This is a genomic window from Victivallis sp., assembly GCF_048170485.1.
Lineage (GTDB): Bacteria > Verrucomicrobiota > Lentisphaeria > Victivallales > Victivallaceae > Victivallis.
In genome coordinates, this window is sequence record NZ_DBEXAY010000294.1 from 1 (window position 1) to 17,537 (window position 17,537).

12 protein-coding genes are annotated in these 17,537 nt (G+C 62.2%); 3 read left to right on the forward strand and 9 right to left on the reverse strand.

Annotation, left to right across the window (positions count from 1 at the left end):
• Nucleotides 1-275 precede the first annotated feature (275 nt).
• From ACMLHG_RS15220 to ACMLHG_RS15230, 3 genes are read left to right on the forward strand one after another with little or no spacing between them, the layout of a single operon-like run.
• Nucleotides 276-1,736: a TerB N-terminal domain-containing protein gene (locus tag ACMLHG_RS15220; protein WP_417171043.1), complete on the forward strand. Its 1,461-nt coding sequence runs from the start codon at nt 276-278 to the stop codon at nt 1,734-1,736.
• Nucleotides 1,733-3,049, forward strand: a complete 1,317-nt coding sequence (locus tag ACMLHG_RS15225) for an ATP-binding protein (RefSeq protein ID WP_295810896.1) — start codon at nt 1,733-1,735, stop codon at nt 3,047-3,049. The genes ACMLHG_RS15220 and ACMLHG_RS15225 overlap by 4 nt, the downstream gene beginning before the upstream one ends.
• 14 nt (nt 3,050-3,063) lie before the next feature.
• A complete protein-coding gene (locus tag ACMLHG_RS15230) occupies nt 3,064-5,361 on the forward strand; it encodes a DEAD/DEAH box helicase (protein ID WP_295810894.1) in 2,298 nt (765 codons plus the stop codon).
• Here the strand turns inward: ACMLHG_RS15230 and ACMLHG_RS15235 are convergent.
• The 9 genes from ACMLHG_RS15235 to lysS form a co-directional block, all read right to left on the reverse strand.
• The gene (locus tag ACMLHG_RS15235; RefSeq protein ID WP_417171044.1) at nt 5,315-6,679 is read right to left on the reverse strand and encodes a sigma-54-dependent transcriptional regulator; all 1,365 of its coding nucleotides are present in this window, start codon (nt 6,677-6,679) and stop codon (nt 5,315-5,317) included. The two genes, ACMLHG_RS15230 and ACMLHG_RS15235, sit on opposite strands and share 47 nt — an antisense overlap.
• Before the next feature lie 22 nt (nt 6,680-6,701).
• A complete protein-coding gene (speD, locus tag ACMLHG_RS15240; RefSeq protein WP_294436356.1) occupies nt 6,702-7,520 on the reverse strand; it encodes an adenosylmethionine decarboxylase in 819 nt (272 codons plus the stop codon).
• Between the two features lie 50 nt (nt 7,521-7,570).
• Nucleotides 7,571-9,193, reverse strand: coding sequence for a SurA N-terminal domain-containing protein (locus ACMLHG_RS15245; protein ID WP_294436357.1), 1,623 nt, complete (start codon nt 9,191-9,193; stop codon nt 7,571-7,573).
• Between the two features lie 23 nt (nt 9,194-9,216).
• The gene (locus tag ACMLHG_RS15250; protein ID WP_294436358.1) at nt 9,217-10,200 is read right to left on the reverse strand and encodes a YbbR-like domain-containing protein; all 984 of its coding nucleotides are present in this window, start codon (nt 10,198-10,200) and stop codon (nt 9,217-9,219) included.
• Nucleotides 10,197-11,051: a diadenylate cyclase CdaA gene (gene cdaA, locus ACMLHG_RS15255; protein WP_417171045.1), complete on the reverse strand. Its 855-nt coding sequence runs from the start codon at nt 11,049-11,051 to the stop codon at nt 10,197-10,199. The genes ACMLHG_RS15250 and cdaA overlap by 4 nt, the downstream gene beginning before the upstream one ends.
• Nucleotides 11,052-11,063: 12 nt before the next feature.
• Complete coding sequence (folP, locus tag ACMLHG_RS15260; RefSeq protein WP_417171046.1) at nt 11,064-11,897, reverse strand: dihydropteroate synthase; 834 nt, start codon at nt 11,895-11,897, stop codon at nt 11,064-11,066.
• 21 nt (nt 11,898-11,918) lie between these two features.
• Nucleotides 11,919-14,573, reverse strand: coding sequence for a DNA gyrase subunit A (gyrA, locus tag ACMLHG_RS15265; RefSeq protein ID WP_417171047.1), 2,655 nt, complete (start codon nt 14,571-14,573; stop codon nt 11,919-11,921).
• A 163-nt stretch (nt 14,574-14,736) separates the two neighbouring features.
• Nucleotides 14,737-15,927, reverse strand: a complete 1,191-nt coding sequence (gene xseA / locus ACMLHG_RS15270) for an exodeoxyribonuclease VII large subunit (protein ID WP_294436362.1) — start codon at nt 15,925-15,927, stop codon at nt 14,737-14,739.
• A gap of 10 nt (nt 15,928-15,937) precedes the next feature.
• A complete protein-coding gene (lysS, locus tag ACMLHG_RS15275) occupies nt 15,938-17,461 on the reverse strand; it encodes a lysine--tRNA ligase (protein WP_417171048.1) in 1,524 nt (507 codons plus the stop codon).
• Between the last annotated feature and the right edge of the window lie 76 nt (nt 17,462-17,537).

Below are 17,537 nucleotides of genomic sequence, written 5' to 3' on the forward strand. Positions count from 1 at the left end.
AGAGCGACGGCCCCGGGGCCGTCGGAGCCGGCGCGGCACCGTTAACCGGCAGAAAACGGTTGCCGCTCTGTTGGAATTCTGCGGCGACGCCGCCCTGGAGTTTGCCGGAAAATCCCGACTGCCTGACATCCGGATTGCCGAGCCAACACCACTGCAAATGGAGCGGAAACAGTCCTGCCGCCTGCACCGCAACCGGGTTGACAGAGAATCGCTCCGATGGTATATTTCCCGAGGTTCGCAAAGGAAAATGCGGAGGCACTTCAGGAGATGACACAATGTATGATGTTGAAACGACAGACGATCTGTTGAACTCCAGAATCTACCGCGACGAACCCATCCTCCGGGACGCCCTCGCGACAGCATCTCTCGTTCCGCCACAGTACCGCCGAATGCGCGAAATCGTCAGAAACGACGCCCTCTACGGCCGTTCCGAAGCGGAAATCTTCTATCGCCAGGGGAAGTTCATGGAGGATTTTGAAGACGATTTCGATGAGCCCGGTGAATTTTTCCGCTATTTTCCCACGTATCAATCGATGACCGATCGACAGTTGCGCAGCTACTTCACCTGGCGAAGCCGTCTCCGGCACGGCACGCTGGAACCGACCTCACTTTCGTTCGTCTTCGTCTATCTGTACGAACTGCTCAATCAGATCGGAGTCAACTCCCCCGAAGAGGGATTTCACATGCTGAAACGGTTCTGGAACGACTACCGTCGGTTCGAGCCGAAACTCGACCGTTATCTCCCCCCCTGGCTCCGCGACTATGTCGTTTATTATGACCTGGACAACGCGCTCCTCGACGATCTGCCACCGGATAAACTCGACGTTGCAGCCATGACACTGCTGAATTTCCGGGAATGCAGCGCAGAGGAGCTGTTCCAGGCGCTGAATGCCCTGTCGGCTTACGATCTCGGCAGCTCCCGGTTCTATCAAGAACATCCTGACGAGGTGAAATTTGTCGTACGCGACCTTCTTCTCGCGCTGGCCGACTACTGCGAAAAAAAACGGAAGAACGACATCGGCAGGCGGCTCTGCGGTGAACTCCGCACCGATCCCTGTATTCTGTTTCACTCCGCCGTCTTCCATGACCATCTGAAACGAAGAGAGTACTGCCACGCGCTCAATCCAGTTCATAAATACTTCTGTCGAAACGGAAAATGGAGTTGCGAACGTTTTCTGCCAAGCAAGAGCAAACGTCAGGAAACCGGGACCCTGCTCAGGACGATCGACTTTCTGATGCGGCAGGAGTTCGGCTTCCACTCTCCGTTGAAGGCAGGGAAAAGTCCCGCCCTCTACCGCGAACTGGTCGCCAACGCGCTCCGGCATCTTCACGAGGAGACACGGAAGCACGCCCTGCCCCGGCTCGACCTCTCCCGGCTCGACCGCATCCGCAACGACGCGCAGGAAATTCAGGAGCGGCTGATCGTTGCCTCTCCGGAGGAAGCGGTTCCGGCGGCTTCGGCACCGCTTCTGCCACCCTCCCCGCCGGAACCGGAAAAGGCCGAATATCCGGCCGGGCTGACCGGAGCGGAATACCGCTTTCTCCTCCGGTTATTCGGCGAAAACATGCCGGCTCCAGACGAAACACCGGGCACGCCGGCGGAATCCCTGCTCATCGACTCCATCAACGAAAAACTCTTCGACCGCTTCGGCGACACCGTGATCACCTGCGACGGAGAAACGCCGGCTCCGGTGGAGGAGTATGCTGACGAATTGAAAGGAATCCTCCTGCCATGAAAGTTCCCAGACGAATTGCAACCGTACTCATCAACTCCCTGAAAGGCGGCGTAGTGCCGCGCATCGGACTGCCCTACATCGCCGTCGGGCGCAAAGAGGAACTCGAAGCCCTGCTCCACGACATCGATATCGTCGCAGACGGCGGTGCCTCCTTCCGCTTCCTGTCGGGAAGATATGGCAGCGGCAAAAGCTTCCTGCTCCAGACCATCCGCAACTATGCCATGGATCGCAACTTCGTCGTGGCCGACGCCGATCTCTCGCCGGAACGGCGGCTGCAGGGCACCCGCGGCCAGGGGCTCGCCACCTACAAAGAGTTGATCTGTAACCTCTCAACCCGCACCCGTCCGGAAGGCGGCGCACTCGGCCTCATTCTCGACCGCTGGATCAGCGGCGTCCGGAGCGAAACCGCCGCCGAAGAGGGGCTGTCGCCGGAAAGCGCCGGATTTGACCGGGTTGTCGAAAAAAAGATCTACGAGGTGATTCACTCTCTGAACGAGATGGTCCACGGCTTCGACTTTGCCCGGCTGCTCTCGCTCTACTACCGCGCCGGACTCACCGGAGACGAGGAAACCAAGGCGAAAGTGGTGAAGTGGTTCCGCGGTGAATACTCCGGCAGAATGGAAGCGCGCGCCGAACTCGGTGTCAACATCGTCATCACCGATGACGACTGGTATGACTATCTCAAACTTTTCGCGCTCTTCCTCCGGAAAGCCGGGTACAGCGGGCTGCTCATCCTCATCGACGAACTGGTCAACATCTGCAAGATTCCCAACAGCATCACCCGGCAGAACAACTACGAGAAAATCCTCACCATCTACAACGACACGCTGCAGGGGAAAGCACGTTATCTCGGCGTCATCATGGGCGGCACCCCGCAGTGCATCGAAGACCCCCGTCGCGGCCTTTTCAGCTACGAGGCGCTGCGCTCCCGGCTGGCCGAGGGAAGGTTTCACCTGGAGGGAATGCGCGATGTGCTCTCCCCGGTCATCAAACTTTCCCCGCTCACCGCGGAGGAGATGCTCGTACTGGTCGAGAAACTCGCCGCCATCCATGCCGAACTCTTCGGATACGAACCGCGTCTCCGACAGCCGGAGCTGGTCACTTTCATCCAGATTGAATTCGCCCGGATCGGTGCGGACGAGAAACTCACACCGCGTGAAGTAATCCGCGATTTCATCGAACTCCTGAACATCGTCTGGCAGAATCCCGGGGTCGACGTTGCCGGACTGCTCGGCTCGGAACAGTTCCAATACGCCCGTCCGGAGCCGGCCGGCCCTCCGGCGGAAAAAGAGTTCGAGGAGTTTGAAATTTAGCCGGAGAAGATGGAATGCAGATCTTTCAACGCTACGCCCCGTTCATCCGGGAGTTCATCTACCGCAACAGCTGGGAGTCGCTGCGTGCAATCCAGGTCGCCGCAGGTGACGCGATCTTTCACTCCGACGCCAACCTCCTGCTCTCCGCCTCCACCGCCTCCGGCAAGACGGAAGCGGCCTTCTTCCCGATTCTGACCCTCTTCCTCGAGGATCCGCCCCGTTCGGTCGGCGCCCTCTACATCGGTCCATTGAAAGCGCTCATCAACGACCAGTTCCAGCGGCTCAACGACCTCTGCAGGGAGGCGGAAATTCCGGTCTGGCACTGGCACGGCGATGTCGCGCAATCCCATAAGAACCGACTGCTCCGCCACCCCTCCGGCATTCTCCAGATCACGCCGGAATCCCTCGAAGCGCTGCTGCTGCACCGCCACGCCGATATTCCCCGGCTGTTCGGCGACCTGCGCTTCATCGTGATCGACGAAGTGCACTCCCTCATGCGTGGCGACCGCGGCGGACAGACCCTCTGCCTGATCGAACGGCTCACCCGCCTCTCCGGCTCCTCCCCCCGCCGGATCGGACTCTCCGCCACCATCGGGGATCCGGAGCGCACCGGCGAATTCCTCGCCGCCGGAACCGGCAGGCCCACCGTGATCCCCCGAATCGAAAGCAAAGGCGTCCGCTGGCGCCTCTCGCTGGAACACTTCTACATCCAGGGAAGGCAGTCCGCCGAAGAGAACGAGGCGCCGGTTGCAGCAGGAGAACCGCTGGACGCACCGACCGACACCGCGCCCGCCGACGCGGATCCGGGGCTGGCGTACATTTTCGAACACACCCGCGGCAGAAAATGTTTGGTCTTCGCCAACTCCCGCGAAGAGTGCGAGGCGGTCACCTCCACCCTCCGCCGCTACTGCGAACAGAACGGAGAACCCGACCGTTTTCTGATCCATCATGGCAACCTCTCGGCCTCCTATCGGGAGGGGGCTGAAGCAGCGATGAAGGATGAATCCCGCGCGGATACTACCGTAACCACTGCCACACTCGAGCTCGGCATTGACATCGGCAGGCTCGAACGGGCATTCCAGATCGATGCGCCATTCACCGTCTCGGCGTTTCTGCAGCGCATGGGGCGGACCGGTCGCCGGGGACAGCCGCCGGAGATGTGGTTCGTCATCCGTGAAGAGCGTCCGGAAGCGCGGGCGATGCTTCCGGCGTTTATTCCGTGGCCGCTGCTGCAGGCAGTCGCACTGGTTCAACTTTACCGGAAAGAGCGGTGGGTCGAACCGCCGAAGCTGGATCGGCTCCCCTTCAGTCTGCTCTATCACCAGACGATGGCCATCCTCGCCTCCGGCGGAGAACGCACCCCGGCGGAACTCGCCTCACAGGTGCTTTCGCTCAGCAGCTTTCACCGGATCAGCAAAGAGGACTACCGGCTCCTGCTTCGTCATCTCCTCGAAACCGGCCAGATCGAACGCACCCCGGAGGGAGGAGTAATCGTAGGCCTGGCGGGAGAACGTGTGACCAACTCTTTTCAATTCTACGCCGTCTTCAAAGAGAATGAGGAGTTCACCGTCCGTCAGGAGTCGCAGGAGATCGGCACAATCGTCCGCCCGCCGCCGGTCGGCGAAAAGATCGCACTGGCGGGAAAGGTGTGGATCGTCGAGGAGATCGACTACAAACGCCGTCTGATCTACTGCAACCCGGTCCGCGGAAAGGTGCCCGCCTATTTCGGCCAGTGTCCGGGCGACATCCATACCCGGATTCTCGAAGAGATGCTTCAGGTATTGCGGGGGGAGGACACCCCTCCCTATCTTATGAAAAACGCCGCCGCCCGCCTCGCGGAGGCACGGCACACCGCGCGTCGCGCCGGGATGACCGATTCGGTGCTCCTGCCGCTGGGCGGCGAGAGCTGGTGTCTCTTTCCCTGGCTCGGAACTTACGCGTTTCTCGCGCTGGAACGGTTTCTCAAACTCCGCTGTGCCGCCCGCCTCGGGCTCTCCGCCCTCGAGTCCTCGCGCCCCTATTTCCTTCAGTTCAAAATGAAGGCCTCCCGGGAGGAATTTTTCCGGGTGCTGGACGAAGCGGAACAGGAGCCGCTCAACCCGCTGGAGCTGGTCTATCCGGGCGAAATCCCGCTGTTCGAAAAGTATGATGAATTCCTGCCCCCGGAACTGGTCCGGAAGGGGTTCGCCTGCGGCATCCTCGGAATCGATGAGATGAAACAGCGTATCCGGAGCTGGTGCCGCTCCGGCGGAAGAGCGATTCCGCTCAGTTCTGTTTCTCCGCCAGGCGGCGGTGAAGCGTCCGGCGGCTGATGCCGAGCAGTTTTGCCGCCGCCGTCCGGTTGCCGTTGCACTCGGCCAGCGCCTTCTCGATAAGTTCGCGTTCGGTCGCTTCAAACGTACCGACCGGAAGCTCTTTCTTCTCCGGAGCGGCCGCCGCAGGTTGCGCCTCCCGGATGTTCTCCGGAATATCCGCCAGCGTGAGTTCATGCCCCTTCGCCAGCACCACCATGCACTCGATGCAGTTGCGCAACTCCCGGATGTTTCCCGGCCAGTCGTACTGCACCAGACGCTCCAGCGCATCCGGCTCGATCCCGTCCACCTCCCGCTGGTTCTCCTTTGCAAATTCCGCAATGAACCGGCGGATCAGAACCGGAATCTCCCCCCGCCGTTCGCGCAGCGGCGGCAGTTCGAGGTTGACCACCGAAAGCCGGTAGAAGAGATCCTCCCGGAAACTCTTCTCCGCCACCATCTTCCGCAGATCGCGATTGGTGGCGGCGATCAGGCGGACATCCACCTTGACCGTCTCCGTCCCCCCTACCCGCTCGAAGGAACGGCTCTCCAGCACCCGCAGCAGCTTCACCTGGGTTGCGGCGTCGATCTCGCCGATTTCATCGAGAAAAATTGTCCCGTGATCGGCCAATTCAAAGCGCCCTTTCCGCCGCTCCGACGCGCCGGTGAACGCCCCCTTTTCGTATCCGAAAAGCTCGCTCTCCAGCAGGGTGCTGGTCAGCGCCGCGCAGTGCACCGGCACAAAGTAGCCGGTCCGGCCGCTCCGGTCGTGAATCAGTCGCGCAATCACCTCTTTCCCGGTGCCGCTCTCCCCGGTGAGCAGTACGGTGGAACGGGTCGGCGCCACCGTGGCCACCATCTCCATAATCCGCCCCATCGGGTCGTCAGAGCCGGGCGCCGGGAAAACCAGCTCCGAATCACTTCCCCCCTCCGGCGCCGACGCCGCCGATGTCTGTTTTTCCGCCGCCGGATGGCGCGAAGCGAGCGCCGCGTCGATCACCTCTTCGAGTTTATCGAGCTTGACCGGCTTCGGCACGAAATCGAACGCCCCCTGTTTCACCGCGGTGACCGCGTCGCCGATCGAACCGTAGGCGGTGAGCAGAATGCACAGTGGCCGGTCCGCCTTGCTCCGCGTCGCCTCCAGCACACTCATGCCGTCGGCGTTCGGCATGCGCAAATCGGTCAGGACCAGATCGAAATTCCGCTCCTTGAGCAGCTCGATCGCCACCTCGCCATCGGCGGCGGTGGTGACGGAGAAACGCCCCCGCAGATAGCGCGCGAGCGCTTCACGGGTGTTGTGTTCATCGTCTACAATCAGAATTTCCGGACGGTCCGCCATGATTTCTCCCTTCCCGGCCGCTTCACTGCCGGATCTGCGGCATCAGCCGGTAATACCGGCCCCCGAGCTCCCCGATCAGGAACTCAGCGGCTTCCCGCGGCTCGAAATATCCGAAAAGGATGAGGTCGAAATAGGCCGCGCGCCGGGCGATATCCACCCGCCCGGCAAACCGGCCGTCCCGAAGCGGCTGTTCAAAGGAAAAACATTTCGGAGACGGTGGATCGAACCGCATCTCACAGACCGGTTCGCTGCCGAGCTGCCCGGCCAGACGCCGGACAAATTCCGGATAGCGTTCCGGCTGATCCCACAGCGCCCCGCTGCACTCGTAAATATCGATCGCGGCGGAGAGTCCCCGCGCGCCGGTGGCGTTAAAACGCGACTTCCACGAAAGGTGATAGCGCGCCGCCGGTCCCTCAGTCACCGGAACCAGACGCTCCACGCCGTTGGTTCCGACAATGCCGCGGTGCATCATGCTCGAAACGATCCACTGCGCCGAACCGATTCCGGCGGCGATTTCCCGGATCGCCACGTCGAAGTTCACGCCGTCGCCGCAGGTGAAAAGATCCACCGCCGCATAGTCGTGCTCCGGCCAGGCGTGCACGGCGAAATGGGATTCGCTGATCACCACGACGCCGCTGACCCCCTGCGGTTTGAACTCATGAAAATAGGCGTCGATCACCGTCGCCCCGGAGCGTTTCGCCGCATCGACGAAAATCTCCCGCAACCGTCCGGCATCCGCCAGAACCGCGGAATTACACTCGTAAAACTCGACCGTCATATGGCGGCCCAGCGCCGTCCCGACCTCCTCCGCCGGCGACGCCATGGAACCAGAACTCTTCATTGCATCACTCTTTCCACACCGGGCCTCCCGCCCGGTACAATCTCCACACATCACTGCCGATATTCCGGCAGAAGCTGACACTGCGAGGCAAGCTCCTCCTCAAACGCCTGCCGCGCCAGCTGTTCCTTGTAGGAACGGCACATCAGCTCATACTGGGCCCGCTTGGCCTCGAACTCCTTCATATCCGCCGGAATCCGCTTGATCAGCTCGGAAATGCCGGCCCCTTCCGCCGTATTGTAAACGGCGGAAACCTCGCCGGTGCGCAGCTCCGCCACCGCCCGCGCCGCCGCCTCCAGGCCGGCCGCGGGAGGATTCTGCAACGAAAATTCAAAGGTCTTGAACGTGCATCCCTTCAACGCGGCAAACGCCTTCGAACGCGCCGCCGGGTCCTTGACCGCCTTCAAACTGGTCAGAGCGGCATCCGCCGCCTCGCGGGCCAGCTTCTTCGCCTGCGCCTCGACAAAGTCCGTCGCCAGCTGGCGGGAAACCTCGTTGAACTCCGCCGGACGCGCCGCCACCCGCTCGACCACAATGCCGACATAGGCCGCATTCTCGGTCGGAATCGCGTTGGTCACCGGATTGCTGCCCGCAGTGGCGGCCAGCTGCTGCATCAGCTGACGGGAACGGATTTTGCCGACCACCTCGGCATCGACGTCAACCATGCCGGTTTCCACGATGGCGAGTTTCTCCTTGCCGGCCAGTTTCCGGAACGCATCGGCCTTGTTCTCCGCCTCCGCGACCACCTCATAAGCCTGAGAGGCGAAGTCATAGGCGCGGCGCACTGCCAGATCACGGCTGCGCGTTTCGACGAACTTTTTACGCACCTCGTTCTTCACCTTGGCGAACTCAGGAGCCTTGCCGTCCTTGCCGGCAAACGCCTGCGGATCCGCCTTGAAGAACTTCTCCAGCTCCGCCGCGGTCGCCGCCTTCTCCGCCTCCGCCCGGAACGAGGCATAGGGGAACTCCAGCAGCAGTGCGGAGAGTTTCGCCTGAATCTGGTACTCGCTGCGGTTGGTGTCGAAGTAGGTGCGGATCGCCTTGGCGTCGCGCGCATCCACCTTGTTCTTGAATGCGGAGGCGTCGAACAGCGCCGCCTTCACCTCGAACTTCCCGTTGAGCTGACGATAGAAATTCTCCACTTCGCCCGGCGTCACCGCCACGCCGGAGGCGAGATCGCGACTGACTTTGTTGAGCAGCACAATGTCCCGGACCGCATCATTCAAATCGGTATCGGCGATTCCCTGCCGGTTCAGGTTGGCCAGCAGCTGCTTGTAGGCGTCGAGACTGAACTTGCCCTCCACCTGAAGCGTCGGAGCCTGACGGAGCAGTGCCGCGACCTCCTTGTCGCTGGCCGCCAGCCCCATCCGCTTCGCCGCCTGCACCAGACAATAGGGGCCGAACGCCTCCTCCGGGTTGAGGTTGCGCGAAGAAACTCCGTAGAACACCTGATTGAAGAGCTGGAGCCGCTCCGCCTCGGTGATCAGATCCCCGTAGGTCACCGGTTCGCCGAACGCGGTGCCGACGCGGGTGTTCGCCGGGTCGGAGAACATATCCAGCCCGAACTGACCCGGCGTCAGAAATCCCATGAACGACACGATGATGACGATCGTGAACGCTCCGAAAAGCCACCGGCTGTGTTTGTGGAACATCGTGTTGAGTTTCTTGATAATCATGGAACTGCACCTTTCTTTTGTTTTTATCGCAGATTCGTGATTTTCACTTTAATTTGTTCCGGATAGATCTCCCGCACGTCGAGACTGTCCCCTTTGACGTAACAGCCGACCGGGAGCGTATAGATGCCCGGCTCGGAGAGCCGCGAAATATCCAGATACACCTTGACGTCGCCAGTGCGCAACGCCGAAACCGGCTGCGCCAGCCCGCTCACCGTCACATCCACCCGCGGCTTGTCGAGCACCTCCACCTGGAACCGGCGGTTTCCGCCCGGCTCGGAAAGCAGCAGCAGCGGCATATCCTGAAAAATTCTCCGTTCATAGTTTCGCACAATATCCACCTGCACCGTCGCCCGCCACGGCGAAACCATCACCCCCGACGGCGCCTCCAGCTGCGCCCGGTATTCAAACGATTCGGTCACCGCATCGTCGAGCGGAATCGGCTGTGTCGAAATCTCCTGCAATTCCCGGACCAGCTGTTCCGGCCCGGTCACCTGGGTCTCCGACGGAATGCATCGCACATCCGCCCGCCGGTAGTTCTTCCCCAGCTGCCCCTTGAATTTCGGCCGCACCGGCACATTCCGCGATATCCGCCGCTGCAGATTCAATACCAGCTCTCCGTACTGCGGGTCGATCGAACTTACGCTGACCCCCTTGACCGGGCGGAAATCCGACGGATGCAGCCGCACTTTGAACGGCATGCCCGGCACATAATCCTCCAGCCGGACCTCGACCACCCCCTTGAGATCCTTGCCGTCGAAGTTGCGCAACGAACTCTTCGGCCCCTTGACATTCACCGCAATCAGAAAATCCTGACGCCCGACGCTGATGAGTTCAGGAGGCAGCCGGATCTCCACCGGCACCCCGGTGAGCTTCTGCTCCCCGGCGAGCTGCGCCTGCACCGCAAAGTAGGTGAAGAAGGCGAAGCAGAGCGCAATCAGTTTGCGCCAGAAATCCCGGCGCAGAAAACTCCAGATCCGCGAGAAGAGACGGCTGACAAGGTGGTTCATTTCTCCGCACTCCTTTCCGTCGCGGCCGGTGCGGACGACGGCAGTTCCGACTGCTCCTCCAGCATCTGCACGGTTTCGGCCAGATCGGTGTCATCCTGCTCCTGAATGATCAGTTTCTCCAGATAATTCTCCAGCTCGCTGATCGCGAGATCCCGGTGGAGCACCCCACGGCAGGCGATGCTGATCGTGCCGGTCTCCTCGGAGACCACAATCGTCACCGCGTCGGTCTCCTCGGAGATTCCCAGCGCCGCCCGGTGCCGGGTACCCAGCCGGCGGGAGATGTTCTCCGCCCGCGTCAGCGGCAGAATCGCCCGCGCCGCCACAATCCGGTCGTCGTGAATGATCACCGCGCCGTCGTGCAGCGGCGAGTTGGGGAAGAAGATCGACTCGAGCACCATCGCGTTGATCTTGATGTCGAGCCGCACCGAGTCGTCGATCAGCGCCTGCATGCCGATCCGCCGCTCCACCACCATCAGCGCACCGCATTTGCGCTTCGCCATGTTGGCGGTGGCGGTGACCAGTTCGCCGATCACCTCGCGGCGGCGCTTGCCCTGGAACACCGTGTAACTGCCCAGCTGGGCGAACGCCCGCCGCAGTTCCGGCTGAAAGATGATGAAGAGCGCCGTCGGCAGTGAAACCAGCAGCCACTGCAGCAGGAAGTTGATCGCCTCCAGCTTGAGATACTGCGAAATGACGATCAGCGCCACCAGCAGAATGATGATTCCGGCCAGCACGTAGGACCCGCGCGCGCCGCGCATGTAATACAGAATTTTATAGATCACCAGCGTGAGAATCGCAATCTCGATGACCATCCGCGCGAAATCGATCAGCATGGAAACATCCGGCAGCATCCCGCACCTCCCTTATTCCCGCAGTTTCGCCCGGACCAGCAGTGCGTCACGCAACGGCCGGACATCGTGAACCCGCAGAATATCCACTCCGCTATCCGCCAGACAGAGCGCCACAGCCAGCGTGCCGCTGACCCGCTCCGACGGCTCCGGCCGCTGGAGAAACGAGCCGAGAAACGACTTCCGTGACATACCAACCAGCACCGGGCCGAGCCGGCGGAACTCCCCGCTCCGGCGCAACAGCTCCCAGTCCTGTTCCGGCGTCTTGGCAAAACCGATGCCGGGGTCGACGATCAGATTCTCCTCCGCCACGCCCGCCTCCAGCGCAAGCTGTTTTGCGGCGGCAAGCTCCGCGGCCACCGCGGCAACCACGTCGTCTCCGTAATCGTGAAACTCCGCCGAACGCATCGTCTCCGGCGTTCCCCGCGAATGGCTGAGCACCAGCGCCGCGCCGCCTTCGGCAGTCACCCGCGCCAGCGCGGCATCGTACCGCAAAAGCGAAACGTCGTTGATGATCTCCACGCCGCACTCCAGCACGGCGGCGGCCACTTCGGATTTGCGCGTATCGACGCTCAGAACCGCGCCGGGGCGCGCCGAACGGATTCCCCGGATCACCGGCAGAATCCGCTCGATCTCCTCTCCCGGCGGAATCTCCCGCGCGCCCGGCCGGGTGGATTCCCCGCCGATGTCGAGCAGATCGGCGCCGTCGTCAAGCAGCCGCAGCGCCCGGTCGAGCGCACTGCCGGCCGCGGAGGCCGCCCCTTCGCTGAAGGAGTCCCCGGTCGCATTGACGATCCCCATGATCAGGGGACGTTGTTTCGGCGCCGAATATTGCCTGAAGTGAAACATGCCGCCTCGCGGTTTGATGGGTTATTCCCCGCTGCCGGGTTCGACATCCGTATCGGCCGACGGGGTCGCCGGGGCTTCCGGCACCGCCGGTTCCGCCGTGGTCCCCTCTTCCGCCGGAGCTTCCGCCGTGGCGGCTTTCGGAACATCCACTTCGATCAGCTTGGCGACGCCGGTGATGCGGTCACCCGCGTTGAGGTTCATAATCCGCACCCCCTTCGAGGCGCGTCCGACCCGGCGGATCTCCTTCGCCGGAATCCGCACCAGCTGACCGCGTTCGGTGGTGAGCAGAATTTCGTCCTCCTCGGTGATCTGAATCACCGACAGCACCGATTCGCCTTCGCGCAGGCGGATGTTCACCACCCCCTTCGCTCCGCGGTTGGTCTTGCGGTAGGTGCTCACATAGGAGCGCTTGCCCATGCCGCCGTCGGTCACCACCAGCACCTCCGGACCGCTGCCGTAGACCGGGGCTTCGTCATCGACGTCGACTTCGACCTCGGTTTCCGTCTCGTTCTCGTCGGCGGGCTCCTCATCGCTGTACACATGTTCGCGGATGATTTCGAGGCTGACCACGTCGTCCCCCGGAATCTTGAACCGCATGCCGGTCACGCCGCGGGCGGTACGCCCCATCGGCCGGATCTGCTCGTCGTTCTGATCGAAGAGGCAGGCCATGCCGAGCCGGGTGGAAAGCAGAATTTCGTTGCCGTTCTCGCTGATGCCGGCGCCGATGAGATCGTCGTCGTCCTCGATGACGAGGGCGCGCAGACCAACCCGGCGGAGATTCTTGAAGAGGGCCAGTTCGCTCTTCTTGATGTAGCCGCGGCGCGACGCCATGACGATGTATTTGTTCGGATCGTTGAACTCATCCTGGCTGACGGTCAGCATCGCGCAGATCTTTTCGCCGGGCTCGATCTTGATCATGTTGACGATCGCCTTGCCCTTGCCGGTGCGCGACCCCTCCGGAATCTCGTAGACGTTGAGCCAGTACATGAAGCCGCGGTCGGTGAAGAAGAAGATGAGATCGTGGCTGTCCGCATTGAAGAGGTGTTCGACGTGATCCTCCTCCTTGGTCTCCATGCCGATGATCCCCTTGCCGCCGCGGTGCTGCGTGCGGTAGGTGTCGGCGGGCACCCGCTTGATGTAGCCGGTGTTCGACACGGTGATCACGCAGCTGTGGCGCGGAATCAGGTCGGCGATGTTGAGGTCGGAGTCGTCGGTGGTGATCTCCGTCCGGCGCGGATCGGCGTACTTCTCTTTGATTTCGAGCAGTTCGTCGCGGATGACGCCGAGCCGCATGTCGCGGCTGGCGGCCAGCGCCTTGAGGTATTCGATCCGCTTGAGCAGCTCTTCGAGTTCCGCCTTGAGCACCTCGATCGCCAGTCCGGTCAGCTGGTGCAGCCGCATATCGAGAATCGCGTCGGTCTGGACCTGGGTGAATTCGAAACGGGCGATCAGGTTCGCCGCCGCATCAGCGCGGCTGCGCGACTCGCGGATGATCTGCACCACCTCGTCGATGTTGGCCAGCGCCTTCATCAATCCTTCGAGGATGTGGGCCCGCGCCTCCGCTTTGCGCAGATCGAAGATGGTCCGCCGCAGCACCACTTCGAGCCGGTGGTCGATGTAGGCCTGCAACACCTGCACCAGATTCATCGTGCGCGGCCGGTTGTGGTCCACCACCAGCATCGTGCAGCCGAAGGTGGTTTCAAGCAACGTGTGCGCGTAGAGCTGGTTGAGCACGACCGAGGCCATCGCGCCGCGCTTGATCTCGATGACGATGCGCATGCCGGTCCGTTTGCTCGACTCGTCGCGCAGCCCGGAGATGCCGGTGATGCGCTTCTCGTTGACCAGTTCGGCGATCTTCTTGACCAGCTGTTCCTTGCAGACCGCGTAGGGAATTTCCGTGACGATGATCTGCTCGCGGCCGTCCTTCTCGATGATGTCCGCCTTGGAGCGGATCTTGACACTGCCGTGGCCGGTCTGGTAGAACTGCCGCAGAGAGTAGCGCCCGCGGATGATCGCACCGGTCGGGAAGTCCGGCCCGGGCAGATGCTCCATGAGCTCGTCGACCGTCGCCTTCGGATTCTCCAGCAGACAGACGGTGGCGTCGATCACCTCGCCGAGGTTGTGCGGCGGAATGTTGGTCGCCATACCGACGCCGATGCCGGTGGTGCCGTTGACCAGCAGCTGCGGGAAACGGGCGGGCAGCACCGCCGGCTCCGTCTCCGACTCGTCGAAGTTCGGGATCATGTCGACGGTCTCTTTTTCGATGTCGCTGAGCATCTCCTCGGCGAGCCGCTCCATACGGCACTCGGTGTAACGGCTGGCCGCCGCCGGGTCGCCGTCGATGTTGCCGAAGTTGCCCTGCCCTTCGACCAGCGGGTTGCGCATCGAGAAGTCCTGCGCCAGCCGGACCAGCGCGTCGTAGATCGCCGCGTCGCCGTGCGGGTGGTACTTACCCATCACTTCGCCGACGACGCGCGCGCACTTCACCGTCGCGTGGGATTTGCTCAGCCCGAGCTGCCGCATCGCGTAGAGAATCCGGCGGTTCACCGGTTTCAGACCGTCGCGAACATCCGGAATCGCCCGGCCGACGTTCACGCTCAGCGAATACTGCAGATACGCAGTATGCATAATGTCTTCAATGTTGACCGGAAAATCCCTGTTCCCCAATTCACTCATAACTGATCCCGCCACTATTTATATAAACATTTGTTCGCCAATCAATCGCAATCCGCCTGTCAAAGAAGAGCCCGCGGACCCTAAAATGGAGTAATATACCACCGCGCCGGGATTTTAACAAGCTTCCGGAAGCTGTTTTTTCCGCATTTTCCGCGGTGAGGAATCACTTCACCTCGACATCCATTTCACCATCCGCGAGTTGCGCCCGGAGCAGCGTTCCGGCGGAGAGTTTCGAGGTGGTCACCGGACGGTTCTCCGCCGGGTCGAAGAGGATCGCATAGCCGCGTTCGAGCTGGCGGCGGGGATTGAGCGCGGCGAGCGTTCCGGCGAGCCGGTCGAGCCGCGAACGGTGGCGCAGCAGCAGATTTTCCGCACTCGAAAAGAGCCGGGACTCCAGTTCATCGAGCTGCTGGCGGCGCATTTCGACGAGGTGTTTCGGTTCGCGAAAGACGAAACTGCCGGCGGCGCGCTCGAACCGGCTCCGCAACCGGGTGAGCGTCAGCGCGAGGACGTTTCGCAGATCCTTGTCGAGCCGTTCGAGTTTCGCGGCCATCTCCTCGCGTTTGCCGATCACCAGCTCGGCGGCGGCGGAGGGGGTCGGCACCCGGAGGTCGGCGGCGAAGTCGCAGATGGTGAAGTCGATCTCGTGACCGACCGCGCTGATCACCGGAATGGCGCTCGCGGCGACGGCGCGGGCGAGCCGCTCCTCGTTGAAGGGCCAGAGATCCTCCATACTGCCGCCGCCGCGGGTGACGACGATGACGTCGGCGCCGCGGGTGCGGTTGAAGAATTCGACGCCGCGGGCGACCTGTTCGGCCGCCCCCTGCCCCTGCACCATGCAGGGATAGATGCGGATGTTGACGTTGGGGAAACGGCGGTTGATGATCTGCAGGAAGTCGCGGATCGCCGCCCCGGTGGGACTGGTCACCACGCCGATCCGCTTCGGCAGTACCGGAATCGGCCGCTTGCGCTCCTGGTCGAACAGCCCCTCGGCGGCCAGGCGGCGGCGCACCTCTTCGAAGCGGCGCTGGAGGTCGCCGAGACCGGCCAGGCGCAGGCGGCGGGCGGAGAACTGGTATTCGCCGCGCACCTCATAGACGGTGAGATTGCCGAACGCCTCGATCTTCGACCCGTTGGCGACACCGAGCTTCGCACACTGCGCCGCACCGCCGAAGAAGACGGCGCGGAGCTGGGAGCTGGTGTCCTTGAGCGTGAAATAGGCGTGGCCGGAGCGGTGCAGCACCAGCGAACCGACCTCGCCGCGGAGCCAGAACGGCAGGAGGCTGCCTTCGACGATCTCACGCACTGCGCGGTTGACGTCGCTGACCTCCCAGATCTGTTCCGGAGCCTCCATCGGAAACGGATTACTTCCGGATGCGCATCTGCGGGAAGAGGATCACGTCGCGGATCGCCTCGGCGCCGGTGAGAATCATCACCAGCCGGTCGATGCCGATGCCCATGCCGCCCGCCGGAGGCATGCCGTGTTCGAGGGCGACGAGGAAATCCTCGTCGATCTTGTCCTCCATCCGGTCGCCCTCCTTTTTGCTCTTCTCGAACTGCTCGACCAGCCGGCGACGCTGGATGATCGGATTGTTGAGTTCGGAGTAGGCGGGGGCGACTTCGACGCCGTTGATGCCGAGTTCAAAGACGTCGACGTGGGTCGGATCATCCGGGCACCCCTTGGCCAGCGGCAGGAGTTCGACCGGAATCCGGGTCACGAAGGTCGGCTGGATCAGCGTCGGCTCAACCAGCTTTTCATAGAGTTCATTGGTCACCTCCAGGTCGGGCATGCCGGGGTAGACATCCAGCCCGAGCGACTTGCCGCGCTCGATCCGCTCTTCCGGCGTGAGCTTGAACCAGTCGGCGCCGCCCTTCTCCTCGCACAGTTCGTTGTAGGTGGCGCGCCGCCAGGGGAGCGTGAGGTCGATCACCTTGCCGTTGCCGTGATCGATCTTCAGGGTGCCGACCACCTTCATCGCGACGGTGGTGATCAGCGATTCGATGAGCTCCATCATGGTGCGGCAGTCGCCGTAGGCCTGGTAGACCTCCATCATGGTGAATTCCGGATTGTGGCGGCGATCCATCCCCTCGTTGCGGAAGTTCCGGTTGAGTTCATAGACCTTCTCGAAGCCGCCGACCAGCAGCCGCTTGAGGTAGAGTTCCGGCGCGATGCGCATGTACATGGTCGAATTGAGCGCCTCGTAGAAGGTGGTGAAGGGATTGGCCGAAGCGCCGCCGGCGAGCGACTGGAGCATCGGAGTTTCCACCTCCATGAAGCCGCGGGAATCCATGAAGTTGCGGATTTCGCGAAGGATGTCGCTGCGCATTTTGAGAATCCGGCGGCTCTCGTCGTTGCAGATGAGGTCGAGGTAGCGCTGACGGTAGCGCTGTTCGACGTCGACCAGCCCGTGGAACTTCTCCGGCAGCGGGCGGAGCGACTTCGAAAGAAGCGTGCACTCATGGACGCGGATGGTGAGTTCGCCCATCCGGGTGAGGAAGGTCGGCCCCTTGATGCCGATGATGTCGCCGATGTCGAGCTTCTTGAACAGGGCGAACGCCTCGTCGCCGATCTCGCTCTTGCCGACGAAGAGCTGGATCTTGCCGGAGCTGTCGCGCAAATCGGCGAAGATCGACTTGCCCATGCCGCGGCGGGCGGTCAGCCTTCCGGCGACGGTCACTTCCGGACCGTACTCGCCCTCGGCTGGAGCGACGAATTCAGCGCGCACCTGCTCGATCGGAACGGTGTTGGGGAAGGCGTGGCCGTAGGGATCGATTCCGGCGGCTTCCAGTTCCCGGACCTTCGCCAGCCGCTGGGCGAAAAGGGAGTTGACCTGCTGTTCCCCGGTTTCAGCGCCGGTTGCGGCATCGTTGCGGACTTCTTCACTCATTTCCTGTAATATCTCCTGATTCCAGATAATTTTCGATAAAAAACGCACAAAATTAATGTATCACCATTCGGACAAT

Bases quoted from the DNA above. Each gene is read 5' to 3' on its own strand.
- ACMLHG_RS15220 (WP_417171043.1), top strand. From the start codon at position 276: ATGTATGATGTTGAAACGACAGACGATCTGTTGAACTCCAGAATCTAC.
- ACMLHG_RS15225 (WP_295810896.1), top strand. From the start codon at position 1,733: ATGAAAGTTCCCAGACGAATTGCAACCGTACTCATCAACTCCCTGAAA.
- ACMLHG_RS15230 (WP_295810894.1), top strand. From the start codon at position 3,064: ATGCAGATCTTTCAACGCTACGCCCCGTTCATCCGGGAGTTCATCTAC.
- ACMLHG_RS15235 (WP_417171044.1), bottom strand. From the start codon at position 6,679: ATGGCGGACCGTCCGGAAATTCTGATTGTAGACGATGAACACAACACC.
- speD (WP_294436356.1), bottom strand. From the start codon at position 7,520: ATGAAGAGTTCTGGTTCCATGGCGTCGCCGGCGGAGGAGGTCGGGACG.
- ACMLHG_RS15245 (WP_294436357.1), bottom strand. From the start codon at position 9,193: ATGATTATCAAGAAACTCAACACGATGTTCCACAAACACAGCCGGTGG.
- ACMLHG_RS15250 (WP_294436358.1), bottom strand. From the start codon at position 10,200: ATGAACCACCTTGTCAGCCGTCTCTTCTCGCGGATCTGGAGTTTTCTG.
- cdaA (WP_417171045.1), bottom strand. From the start codon at position 11,051: ATGCTGCCGGATGTTTCCATGCTGATCGATTTCGCGCGGATGGTCATC.
- folP (WP_417171046.1), bottom strand. From the start codon at position 11,897: ATGTTTCACTTCAGGCAATATTCGGCGCCGAAACAACGTCCCCTGATC.
- gyrA (WP_417171047.1), bottom strand. From the start codon at position 14,573: ATGAGTGAATTGGGGAACAGGGATTTTCCGGTCAACATTGAAGACATT.
- xseA (WP_294436362.1), bottom strand. From the start codon at position 15,927: ATGGAGGCTCCGGAACAGATCTGGGAGGTCAGCGACGTCAACCGCGCA.
- lysS (WP_417171048.1), bottom strand. From the start codon at position 17,461: ATGAGTGAAGAAGTCCGCAACGATGCCGCAACCGGCGCTGAAACCGGG.